Source organism: Streptomyces carpinensis (genome assembly GCF_002154505.1).
GTDB classification, from domain to species: domain Bacteria; phylum Actinomycetota; class Actinomycetes; order Streptomycetales; family Streptomycetaceae; genus Streptomyces; species Streptomyces carpinensis.
Map to the genome: position 1 here is coordinate 73,933 of NZ_MUBM01000088.1, position 10,854 is coordinate 84,786.

A 10,854-nucleotide genomic window follows, 5' to 3' on the forward strand; every position below is an offset into this window, starting at 1 on the left:
TCCAGGATACCAGTGGTCCAAATTTGAACGAATGCATGCTAGCGTGAGTCGTACAAATTTGAACCATGGCCTGAGTGAGGAGTCTCCATGACCAAAGCCGTGAAGTCGGGCGCTTTCCAGTTGGATCGCGCGGGTTCCACCGTCGCCATCCGGCACAAGACGATGTGGGGTCTGGTCACGGTGAAGGGGCACTTCACCACGCTCTCCGGCGACGGCGAGGTCCGCCCGGACGGCACCGCCACCGGCACCGTCACCGTCGGCTCCGCCTCCGTCGACACCAAGAACGCCAAGCGCGACACTCATCTGCGCTCGGCCGACTTCTTCGCCGCTGAGGAGTTTCCGGAGATCATCTACGAGGTCCGCGAGGTCACTCCGCGCGGCGAGGCCGCCGTCGAGGTCAACGGCAGCCTGACCGTGCGCGGTACCACCCGTCCGCTGACCCTGACCGCCACCGTCACCGAGGCGGGTGCCGAAGCGGCTACCCTGACCGCCGATTTCACCGTGGACCGCAGGGAGTTCGGGCTGACCTGGAACCAGGTGGGGATGATGCGTGACGTGACCACGGTGAACGCCGTCCTTCGTTTCCGGCGCACCCAGGACTGACTGAGTCCCACACCTGTCCCGGGCCATCTCGGCGCCACGGACACGTGATGCGAGCGCCGGGCATACTGCCGTACTCCCCCACCCGCGAGAAGAACTTGCGAAGGCGGTCTCCTCGCTCGTCCTCCAGCCCTACGCCCTGCGGCGGCCTGACGGACTGAGCGGCCGTCGATACGCCGGCCAGGGACCCGGATCCGCCCTGGCCGGCCCTCCCTGACGACTCGTAGTTGGCCACTGTGCCGTCCGGCAGTCGGCCCTTGGGACCCGAACCGCATGGCCGAGTCTGATTCGGGAGACCGACGTGCTTCGGCCCCCGTGCTGCTGTGCAGCACGGGGGCCAAGGAGCACCGTCCTCGCTCCGACCCAGGTCACTGCATTCCGGCGGCTCTGGTCACCATGCGTTGATGACCGGCGCGTCAGGTTCGGCCTGCCGCCAGGCCTCAGTGAGGCGCGTGAGCCGGTGCGCGGCGGCGATGCCGCGCAGAGACGCGACCTTGCCGTCGCTGACCTCGAACGCCACGGCGCCCACGACCCGGTCGTCGACCACGGCAAGGACGGCCGGGGAGCCGTTGACCAGCGCAATGTGCATCGCGGGGGAGCCGCCGGCCAGCCGCCGCTTCGCCGGAGTGGGCTTGAAGCCGGCCCGCACGTAGGAGGCGATGCGCTCACGCGTCTTGTACCGCAGCAGCCGCCTGGCCAGTCCGGCGCCGTCCGAGACCGCGGTCGCGTCGGCGGTGAGCATCGCCACCAGCCGTTCGGTGCGCCCCGACGTGGCCGCGGCGAGGAACTCCTCGACGATCCGGCGCGCGGTCGCGGGGTCCACCTCGTCGCCGCCGCGGCGCTCGGCGGCGACGCGGCGTCGGGCCCGGTGGACATGCTGCTGGCTCGCGGACTCGGTGATGTCGAGGATTCCGGCGATCTCGGCGTGGGGGTACGAGAAGGCCTCGCGCAGGACGTAAGCGGCCCGCTCGACCGGCGAGAGGCGCTCCATGAGGGTCAGCACGGCCAAGGACACGGATTCGCGCTGCTCGAAGGTATCGGCAGGGCCGAGCATCGGGTCACCCTCGAGGAGTGGCTCGGGCAGCCAGTCTCCGGCAGCGCGCTCGTGGCGCGCCTGCGCTGAGCGGAGCCGGTCGAGGCAGAGATTGGTGACGGCCTTGGTCAGCCAAGCTTCCGGCACCTCGATGCGTTCGCGGTCCGCGGCCTGCCAACGCAGGAACGTGTCCTGCACGGCGTCCTCGGCGTCGGTGGCCGAGCCGAGTAGACGGTACGCGAGCGAGGCCAGCCGGCCCCGGCTGGCCTCGAATCGATCGATGGCTGCGCTGTCCATGCGGAGGAGCCTATGCGGCGGCCTTCACACCGGCCCGGCCAGGCGCGGCGGCCAGGCGGCGCTTGCGCTTGGGCATGCCGAAGGTCGGGTGGGCGATGCTCCACCCGGCCCCCTTGAGCACGCCCGACTTGAGCCACGCGGCGGTCCGGCCGCCCAGGTACCAGGACTTCGACCGCACGTCCCCGTCCACCATCTGGAAGATCGCGTCCCGCCGCCCGAGGCTGATGTGGTTGCCGTAGTACTTCAGCCCGGTGGTCGGAACCTCGCTGCCCGTCAGGCGCGCGATGATCGCGGCGGTCGCCTGCATGTTGGTGTAGCCGGCCGAGGCGCAGGACATCGGCAGCGGCCGGCCGTTCTCACCGATCGCGTAGGCGCAGTCACCGACGGCGTAGACGTCCGGGTGCGAGACCGAGCGCATGGTTCGGTCGACGACGATCTGGCCGGTCTCGGCGACCTCCAAGCCGCCGGCGGCCGCGATGGGCTGTACGGCGAACCCGGCCGACCACACGGTCACGTCAGCTGGTATGGACGTACCGTCGGCGGCGATCGTCCGTGCCGGCTCGACGGCTTCGATGCCGGTGTGCTCGTGGACGGTGACGGCGAGCCGGTCGAAGGCCTGGCGCAGGTGACGGCGGGCCTTCGGGGAGAGCCAGGCGCCCATCTCTCCGCGGGCGGCGAGCGCGATCGAGAGGTCGGGCCGAGACTCGGCGAACTCAGTGGCGGTCTCGATGCCGGTCAGCCCCTCACCGACGACCAGCACGGTGCCGCCCGCGCCCAGATCGGCCAGGCGCTCGCGCAGACGCAGCGCCGAGGACTGGCCGGTCACATCAAAGGCGTACTCGGCCACGCCGGACACGCCATGGTGGGCCACGGAGCTGCCGAGCGCGTAAAGAAGGGTGTCGTACGTGAGCTCACCGTCGCCGTCCTCGCCGGTCACGGCGACTGTCCTGCGCTCGGGGTCGACGCCGGTGACGCGCGCGAGGCGGAGCCGCACCCCGGTGCCCGCGAATACGTCGGCGAGCTTGCGGAACGCGAGGTCCTGGCCGATCGCGAGCTGGTGGAGCCGCATCCGCTCAACGAAGTCGGGCACGGCGTTGACGACGGTGATCTCGGTGTCGACGGGGGACAGCCGGCGGGCCAGGTTTCCGGCGGCGAAGGCCCCGGCGTATCCGGCGCCCAGTACGACGATGCGGTGCTTCATGGCGATGCTCCTGTCTCGTTCGCGTGCCCCTTGAACGAGACGGCGCCCCGATTGCTGACAGGAGCCGGGCGTGATGTGGGTCACAGAGTCCGCGCCGGTCCAGGGCGGCTTTGTGCGTCTACTTGTTGTTCCGCTTCGCCAGCTCCTCCACGTAGTTGTACGCGGCGGCGCTGCCCTGCTTGCCGGGCGAGAGCTTCACGATCGCCTTGTGGCTCTCAGGATTGCCGCTGAGGTACGCCTCGGTGAGCACGTACGGCAGTCCGTCCACGCGGAACCGGATGCTTCCGTCGGGGTAGGCACTGACACGGATCTTCCGACCGTCGGGAAGCTCGATGGGGTCGGCCTTGAAGTGCGCCTCGAGTGACTGCTCAGCCATACAGAATTCCTGGTCGTACAGGCTCGGTCGGAACGGCCACCGTATCGCCATCAGCCGGCGCCGGCGGGGCAGTTCAGGCCAACTCGGTCATCCAGCGTGATCTCGAAGTCCGCAACCGTCGTATCACCCCCTACGGACGATCGAGTGGGCGACCTCCACGATCCGGCCGTCCCGGGCCATATGCCGCCGGGTGTGTACGGAGAACCGGTGCTCCCGAGCCGATCTTCAGGGTCTTGGCCTCGTGCTCGGTCGGCCCTGAACCATCCCTCCGCGCGCCAGCATGGTGGCTGCGCGGATACCCAACCCCCGAACTATGGTGCCCCACCACATGTGCGCCTGACCTGCGTCTTCCTACCGTGTGCCGACACGTACCCGTCCCCACCGCACACGAGGAAGTGGCGCACATGGCCTCCGCAGCATCCGCTCCCCCGACGCCGGCGAAGCCCGGCAGCCTCCCCCGCATCGTCGCCGCCAGCCTCATCGGCACCACGATCGAGTGGTACGACTTCTTCCTCTACGGCTCCGCCGCCGCGCTCGTGTTCAACAAGCTGTTCTTCCCGGACTCCGATCCTCTGGTGGGCACGCTGCTGTCCTTCCTGACGTACGCGGTCGGTTTCGCGGCCCGGCCGCTCGGTGCGCTGGTCTTCGGGCACTACGGCGACCGGCTGGGGCGCAAGAAGCTGCTGGTGCTGAGCCTGCTCATGATGGGCGGGGCGACGTTCGCCATCGGGCTGCTGCCCACGCACGCGAGCGTGGGCGCCGCGGCCCCCGTGCTGCTCACGACGCTGCGTCTGATCCAGGGGTTCGCACTCGGTGGCGAGTGGGGCGGGGCCGTGCTGCTGGTGTCCGAGCACGGCGACGCGCGGCGGCGCGGGTTCTGGGCCTCCTGGCCGCAGACCGGGGCGCCGGCGGGCCAGTTGCTCGCCACGGGCGTGCTGTCGCTGCTGACCGCCGTGCTCTCCGACGACGCCTTCGGCAGCTGGGGATGGCGCATCCCGTTCCTGCTGTCCGGGGTGCTGGTCATCGTCGGTCTGTGGATTCGTCTCTCTGTCGATGAATCTCCGGTGTTCCAGCAGGCGTTGGCGCAGGCCGAGGCGCGCAAGGCGGCACGGGCGGCCGATCCCGAGGCACAGGCCGAGAAGTTGCCGCTGGTCTCCGTGCTGCGGCACCACTGGCGCGATGTGCTGGTCGCGATGGGCGCCCGGATGGCCGAGAACATCAGCTACTACGTCATCACCGCCTTCATCCTCGTCTACGCCACCACCTCCGCCGGTGTCTCCAAGCAGACCGCCCTCAACGCCGTTCTGATCGCCTCCGCCGTCCACTTCGCGGTCATCCCCGCCTGGGGTGCTCTGTCGGACCGGATCGGGCGCCGTCCGGTGTACCTGCTGGGCGCGGCCGGGGTCGGGCTGTGGATGTTCCCGTTCTTCTCGCTCATCGACACCGGCGGCTTCGGCAACCTCGTCCTCGCGGTGACCGTGGGCCTGGTGCTGCACGGCGCCATGTACGCCCCGCAGGCCGCCTTCTTCTCCGAGATGTTCGCGACCCGGATGCGCTACTCCGGCGCCTCCATCGGCGCCCAGTTCGCCTCGGTCGCCGCGGGCGCGCCGGCCCCGCTGATCGCCACCGCCCTGCTGGAGGACTACGGCAGTTCCACCCCGATCGCCCTGTACGTGATCGCCTCCGCCGTGCTGACGCTGTTCGCGGTGGGTGTGGCCAAGGAGACCCGGCACCGGGACCTCGCCGCCGTCGACGCCTCGGCCGACGCCGAGTCCACGGCGGCGCGGGCGGCCGACGCGCGTACCGCCTGAGCACCTCCTCATCTGACGGCCGTTCCGTCGACCCCCGTACGCGTACGGGGGTCGACGGCGTGCGCGTCCGGGGGTACGTGGCACCGTGCGGGGGTGCAAGGGGGTCACCGCGTGCGTGTATGGGGGCGAGGGGCGTTCGACGCCGTACGGGGTTCAGCGTTCGGCCGGCCCCGACAGGCGGTGCAGGCGCAGCGCGAGCTGGATCTCCAGGGTGCGGGCGGGGGTCTGCCAGTCGTCGCCGAGCAGGCGGCCGACGCGCTCCAGGCGCTGTGCGACGGTGTTGACGTGCACGTGCAGCTCGTCCTTGGTGCGGGCCGGGCTCATACCGCAGGCGAAGTACGCCTCCAGGGTGCGTATGAGGTCCGTGCCACGGCGCTCGTCGTAGGCGGTGACCCGGCCGATGGTGCGGTCGACGAACCCGGCGATGTCCCGGTCGCCCGCGAGCAGCAGGCCGAGGAAGCCGAAGTCCTCGGCGGCGGCGCCGTCGCCGGTGCGGCCGAGCAGCCGCAGGGCCTCCAGGCAGCGTCGTGCCTCCGCGTAGGCGGCCGTGGCGGTGTCGGGGTGGGCGGCGAGGTCGCCGACGGGGGCGGAGGCGCCGACGGTGACCGCCTCGTGCACGGCGGTGCCGAGGTGGTGGGCGGTGCGCTGGGCCAGCTCCGTCGCGGTGGTGCCGCGCTGGAGGGGGAGCAGCAGGACCGTGCCGCCGTCGCGGGCCGCGGCCAGGCCCTGCCGGGTGGCGGCCAGGTGCGAGGCGGCGGACCACAGCCGCCGGCGGGCCGCGGCCTCCTGGTCGGCGTCCGCGGCCGGGGCGTCGAGACGGGCGGCGAGCATGACGTGCGTGGCGTCGAGGTCGGCGTGCAGTCGGGTGGCGCGCTCGCGCAGCAGGCGCGGGTCGCGGTCGCGGGCGTCCAGGAGGTCGTCGAGCAGTTCGCCGCGGACGCGCTGTTCGGCCTCGGCGGCCGAGCGTCTGGCGAGCAGCAGCAGGGAGGTGACCATGGCGGCGCGCTCCAGCGTGCGCTGGTCGACGGGGTCCAGGCCGGGATGGCCGCGGACCACCAGCGCGCCGAGCAGCTCGCCGCCCGCGGTCACCGCGGCGATCCAGTCGTCGCCGTGCCGCACCGCGTGCCCATCGGCCCGGGACGCCTCCAGGGGGTCGGCCGGTGCGGCGGTGGCCTCGGTGAACTCGACGGTGCCGGCGAGGACCTGGGAGACGGCGGCGGCCACGTCGTGGACTCCGCCGCCGCGCAGGACGAGCTCGGTGAGCCGGTCGTGGACGTCCGAGGCGCGCTCGATGGCCCCGCTGCGGTCGCGGATGATCTCGTTGGCACGCTCCAGGTCGGCGAGGGCCGAGCGCGTCTCGGTGAGCAGGTTGGCGCTGTCGATGGCGGCCGCGGCGAGGGCCGCGAAGGAGCCGAGCAGGGCGATCTGCTCCCTTTCGAAGACCCGGGCCCGCCGGTCGGCCGCGAACAGTACGCCGATGACCTGCGGTCCGAGCATGAGGGGCACACCGAGGATCGCGACCAGGCCCTCGTCCTGGACGCCCGCGTCGATGGTGCCGGTGTGCTGGAAGCGGGCGTCCTTGAAGTAGTCGTCGGTGACATAGGGCCGCGCGGTCTGCGCGACCAGTCCGCCGAGCCCCTCCCCCATGCCCAGGCGCAGTTGCTGGAAGCGCGCGGCCACGGAGCCCTCGGTGACGCGCATGTACGTGTCGCCCCGGGCCGGGTCGTTCAGGGTGAGGTAGGCGACGTCGGTGCCGAGCAGTGAGCGGGCGCGCTGCACGATGGCCGGCAGCACCGAGTCCAGGTCTCTCAGGCCCGCCAGGTCGTGGGCGGTCTCGAAGAGTGCGGACAGCTCCGCCTCCCGGCGCCGGCGTCCGTCCAGTTCGGCGCGCACGCGCAGCGCGAGCAGCTTGGCGCGTTCGAGCGCGGCGACGCAGTCGGCCGGGCGGCCCTCGGCGCGGGCGCGCAGCACCGGCTGCTCGTAGGCGTCGGCTGGTGCGCCGCGGGCCAGCAGCTCTAGGAACGGGGCACCTGTGTGGCACGGGGTCCCGTCGCCGCACGGGGGCTGGTCACTGCCGTGCGGCAGGGCGCCGTCGCCGGTCGGTGTCCCCGTGTCGGCGGTGGGGCGGTCGGCGGACTGCACGTGATCGCTGGGCATGCTCACAGGATTCCCCATCCGCCCGTCGCCCGTTGAGCCCTGTGGAAAACTCGGCGGCGGGCGGGCGCCGGGCAGGTCAGTGGGCGGTCCAGCCGCCGTCGAGCACGAGCGAGGTGCCGGTGACGAAGGAGGCGTGCGGGCCGCACAGGTAGGCCACGGCCTCGGCCACCTCCTCCGGTTCGATCAGGCGTTTGACCGCGCTGTCCTGCAGGAGCACCTCGGACAGCACGCGCTCCTCCGGGACGCCGTGGGCCTGTGCCTGGTCGGCGAGCTGCTTCTCGACCAGAGGGGTGCGCACGTAACCGGGATTGACGCAGTTGGAGGTGACGCCGTGCGGCGCGCCTTCGAGGGCGGCCGTCTTGGACAGTCCTTCCAGGCCGTGCTTGGCCGCCACGTACGCCGACTTGTAGGCGGAGGCGCGCAGGCCGTGCACCGAGGAGATGTTGACGATCCGGCCCCAGCCCTGCCCGTACATGTGCGGGAGGGCGCCGCGGATCAGCCGGAACGGCGCCTCCAGCATCACGGTCAGCACGGTGTGGAAGACCTCGGGCGGGAACTCCTCGATGGGGCGCACCAGCTGGATGCCGGCGTTGTTGACCAGCACGTCGGTGCCGGCGGCGGCCTGCTCGGCGGCGTCCAGGTCGGTGAGGTCCAGGACGTGTGCTTCGAGGGTGCCCGCGTAGGGGCCGGACTCCTCCGCGAGCGCGGCCAGGCCCGCCGCGTCCCGGTCGACTGCTCTGACCTTCGCGCCCGCGGCGGCCAGGCGGAGGGCGCAGGCGCGGCCGATGCCGCCGGCGGCGCCGGTGACGAGCGCGGTGCGACCGTCGAGATCGAGCGAGGAGGCGGGGGGACCCGGGAGGGCGCTGGACGAGGTCATGCTCCGACCTTAGGCAGCACCCCTACCGGACTACATGTGGTCCAACCCCATACTTCATTCAAAACTCGTGGGCTCGAACCATGTGGGGGCGTCGGAGAGTGCCTGCTTGATCCGCAACAGCCCGAACTCGTCGAGGTCGGGCAGGGCGTCCACCGCGAACCAGCCCACTTCCAGCGACTCGTCGTCGTTGACCCGTGCCTCGCCGCCCACGGCACGGCAGCGGAAGGTGATGTCCATGTACTGGCAGATGTCGCCGTTGCCGTAGGTGACGGGTTCCAGTGCCTGGACGAGGACCACCCGCTCGGCGACACAGTGCACCGCGGTCTCCTCGTGGACCTCCCGCACGGCGCAGGCGGCCGGCTGCTCGCCCGGTTCCGGGATGCCGCCGATCACCGACCATCTGCGGGTGTCGGAGCGGCGGCCCAGCAGCACCTTGCCCTCGTCGTCGAAGACGATCGCGGTGACCCCGGGAAGCCACAGCAGCTGGTTTCCGGCGGAGGCCCGGATCGTGCGGATGAAGTCAGGAGTGGCCATGGAGCGACCCTAACGGCCCGCTTCCCCGGATCACGGCGCGATCCGGGGGGCGTACGGTTACGCGTCCTCGGCGCGCCGCCCGCGCACACCGGCCCCGATGGCCCAGCCCAGGCCGCCCGCGGCGACCAGGACGAGGGCCATCTCCGGGGCGATGCCCAGCTCGGTGGCGGGCGTCTCCGAAGAGCGCAGCGGCACCTTCTGGACCAGGTAGGCGGGTGTGAACATGCCGGTCTTCTGCGTGATGCGCCCGTCGGGCATGATCACCGCGCTGACACCACTGGTCACCGGGACGGTGACGGTCCGGCTGTGTTCGACGGCGCGGATCCGGGACATCGCGAGCTGCTGGTAGGTCATCTCGCTGCGGTCGAAGGTCGCGTTGTTGCTCGGCACGGAGATCATCTGCGCGCCGTCGGTGACCGTGTCGCGCACGGCCCAGTCGAAGGCGGCCTCGTAGCAGGTGGCCAGGCCGACCTTGGCGCCGTCGATGGTGAACACGCCCGGTTCGGTGCCACGGCTGAAGTCCTGGCGGACCATCGAGGTCCAGTCCTTGTTGATGGCGCGGAGCAGCGAGCGCAGCGGCAGGTACTCGCCGAAGGGCTGGATCTGCCGCTTGTCATAGGTCTGGACGGGTCCCTTGACCGGGTCCCACAGGATCTGCTCGTTCAGCAGTCTGCCGTCCCGCTCGACGACGCTGCCGACCGAGATCGGCACGCCGATCGCCCTGGCCGCCTGGTCGATCACCATGCGCGCGTCGGGGTAGACGAAGGGATCGATGTCGGAGGAGTTCTCCGGCCAGAGCACGAAGTCGGGCCGGGCGGCCTTGCCCGCCTTCACGTCGGCAGCCAGACGCTCCGTCTCGCGCACGTGGTAGTCGAGGACCGCACGGCGCTGGGCGTTGAACTCCAGACCCGAGCGCGGCACGTTGCCCTGGACGACCGCGACCGTCGCGGTGCCGTTCTCGGCCTTGTCGCTCACGAGGGCACGGGCGGCCAGCGCGCCGACCACGGGCACGGCCACGCTCAGCAGGGCCGTCGCGGCGGCCGATCGCCGGACCGCGCGGGTGCGTCGCCCCTCCACCGCCACCGTCACGGCCTCGCACAGACCGAAACCGCACAGCACGACGGCGAAGCCGAGGACCGGTGTGCCGCCGACCGCGGCCAGCGGCAGGAACACGCCGTCCGCCTGACCGAAGGCGATCTTGCCCCAGGGGAAGCCGTTGAACGGCACGCGCGCGCGTACCGCCTCACCGGCGATCCACACGGCCGCCGCCCACACCGGCCAGGCGGGCAGCTTCGACACCGCGGCGATGCCCACGCCCACGAGGGCGACGAAGACCGCCTCCACCGCGACGAGCGCCAGCCAGGGGCCGGGGCCGACCTCGACGCCGGTCCACACCAGCAGCGGCAGCAGGAAACCGAGGCCGAAGAGGTAGCCGAGGCCGAGCGCGGCCTTCCAGCTCCGGCCGCGCAGCACCCGTCCCAGGACGGCGAAGGCCGGCAGGGCGAGCCACCACAGCGTGCGCGGCGGGAAGCTGACGTAGAGCAGCACTCCGGACAGCGCGGCGGCAGCGGCGGGCACGAGCCGGACGAGCCTCGCGCGCCAGGGGGCGGGAGCGGACTGCGGACGCAGCCTGTCCGACTCGCCGACGGAAGTTGCGGTGACGGTCACCCGGGGAGTGTACGGCGGGTGACCTGGGCCTCGACAGCACGGTCTGCGGGGCGGACGGCTACGGTCCTCGGCCCGGCGCCCGGGCAAGTACGCCTTGTCCCCGGGAGCCGGTGTGCTTGTTCCGGCCAGCCGGCGCCCGCCGAGGCGCGTGTATTTCCCGCGACCGGGGGCCGCCGAAGTGCGGGTCTTCTCGCGCGGGACGTCCACAATCCGGTCATCAGCCGTTACGGTGTGCCGGAGTCCCGGTCGGCGGCCGATTCCGGCCGAGGCAGAGCGGTCGGGGCATGGGCACGGGTGGGG

The 10,854-nt window shown here is 71.7% G+C and carries 9 protein-coding genes; 2 read left to right on the plus strand and 7 right to left on the minus strand.

Annotated features, from left to right (window positions below; all coding sequences use genetic code 11):
• Positions 1 to 87: 87 nt before the first annotated feature.
• The gene (locus tag BZY54_RS13410; RefSeq protein WP_086725401.1) at positions 88 to 603 is read left to right on the plus strand and encodes a YceI family protein; all 516 of its coding nucleotides are present in this window, start codon (positions 88 to 90) and stop codon (positions 601 to 603) included.
• A gap of 388 nt (positions 604 to 991) precedes the next feature.
• Here BZY54_RS13410 and BZY54_RS13415 read toward each other — a convergent pair whose 3' ends face one another.
• The 3 genes from BZY54_RS13415 to BZY54_RS13425 form a co-directional block, all read right to left on the minus strand.
• A complete protein-coding gene (locus tag BZY54_RS13415; RefSeq protein ID WP_086725402.1) occupies positions 992 to 1,930 on the minus strand; it encodes a sigma-70 family RNA polymerase sigma factor in 939 nt (312 codons plus the stop codon).
• 10 nt (positions 1,931 to 1,940) lie between these two features.
• Complete coding sequence (locus tag BZY54_RS13420) at positions 1,941 to 3,131, minus strand: NAD(P)/FAD-dependent oxidoreductase (RefSeq protein ID WP_086725403.1); 1,191 nt, start codon at positions 3,129 to 3,131, stop codon at positions 1,941 to 1,943.
• Between the two features lie 118 nt (positions 3,132 to 3,249).
• Positions 3,250 to 3,507: a hypothetical protein gene (locus tag BZY54_RS13425; protein WP_086725404.1), complete on the minus strand. Its 258-nt coding sequence runs from the start codon at positions 3,505 to 3,507 to the stop codon at positions 3,250 to 3,252.
• A gap of 404 nt (positions 3,508 to 3,911) precedes the next feature.
• On the opposite strand from BZY54_RS13425, the gene BZY54_RS13435 reads away from it, so the two are divergent.
• Positions 3,912 to 5,318, plus strand: a complete 1,407-nt coding sequence (locus BZY54_RS13435) for an MFS transporter (protein ID WP_086725405.1) — start codon at positions 3,912 to 3,914, stop codon at positions 5,316 to 5,318.
• Between the two features lie 153 nt (positions 5,319 to 5,471).
• Here BZY54_RS13435 and BZY54_RS13440 read toward each other — a convergent pair whose 3' ends face one another.
• The 4 genes from BZY54_RS13440 to lnt all read right to left on the minus strand — a co-directional run bounded on the left by BZY54_RS13440 (position 5,472) and on the right by lnt (position 10,554).
• Positions 5,472 to 7,475, minus strand: a complete 2,004-nt coding sequence (locus BZY54_RS13440) for a helix-turn-helix domain-containing protein (protein ID WP_086725406.1) — start codon at positions 7,473 to 7,475, stop codon at positions 5,472 to 5,474.
• 76 nt (positions 7,476 to 7,551) lie between these two features.
• Entirely contained in the window at positions 7,552 to 8,352 is an 801-nt protein-coding gene (locus tag BZY54_RS13445) for a 3-hydroxybutyrate dehydrogenase (protein WP_086725407.1), read from the minus strand.
• Positions 8,353 to 8,406: 54 nt separating this feature from the next.
• Positions 8,407 to 8,886, minus strand: a complete 480-nt coding sequence (locus BZY54_RS13450; protein ID WP_086725408.1) for an NUDIX hydrolase — start codon at positions 8,884 to 8,886, stop codon at positions 8,407 to 8,409.
• Between the two features lie 57 nt (positions 8,887 to 8,943).
• On the minus strand, positions 8,944 to 10,554 hold the full coding sequence (gene lnt / locus BZY54_RS13455) for an apolipoprotein N-acyltransferase (protein ID WP_086725409.1): 1,611 nt from the start codon (positions 10,552 to 10,554) through the stop codon (positions 8,944 to 8,946).
• Between the last annotated feature and the right edge of the window lie 300 nt (positions 10,555 to 10,854).

Coding starts and splice junctions, on each gene's coding strand:
- BZY54_RS13410 (WP_086725401.1), top strand. CDS start 88: ATGACCAAAGCCGTGAAGTCGGGCGCTTTCCAGTTGGATCGCGCGGGT.
- BZY54_RS13415 (WP_086725402.1), bottom strand. CDS start 1,930: ATGGACAGCGCAGCCATCGATCGATTCGAGGCCAGCCGGGGCCGGCTG.
- BZY54_RS13420 (WP_086725403.1), bottom strand. CDS start 3,131: ATGAAGCACCGCATCGTCGTACTGGGCGCCGGATACGCCGGGGCCTTC.
- BZY54_RS13425 (WP_086725404.1), bottom strand. CDS start 3,507: ATGGCTGAGCAGTCACTCGAGGCGCACTTCAAGGCCGACCCCATCGAG.
- BZY54_RS13435 (WP_086725405.1), top strand. CDS start 3,912: ATGGCCTCCGCAGCATCCGCTCCCCCGACGCCGGCGAAGCCCGGCAGC.
- BZY54_RS13440 (WP_086725406.1), bottom strand. CDS start 7,475: ATGCCCAGCGATCACGTGCAGTCCGCCGACCGCCCCACCGCCGACACG.
- BZY54_RS13445 (WP_086725407.1), bottom strand. CDS start 8,352: ATGACCTCGTCCAGCGCCCTCCCGGGTCCCCCCGCCTCCTCGCTCGAT.
- BZY54_RS13450 (WP_086725408.1), bottom strand. CDS start 8,886: ATGGCCACTCCTGACTTCATCCGCACGATCCGGGCCTCCGCCGGAAAC.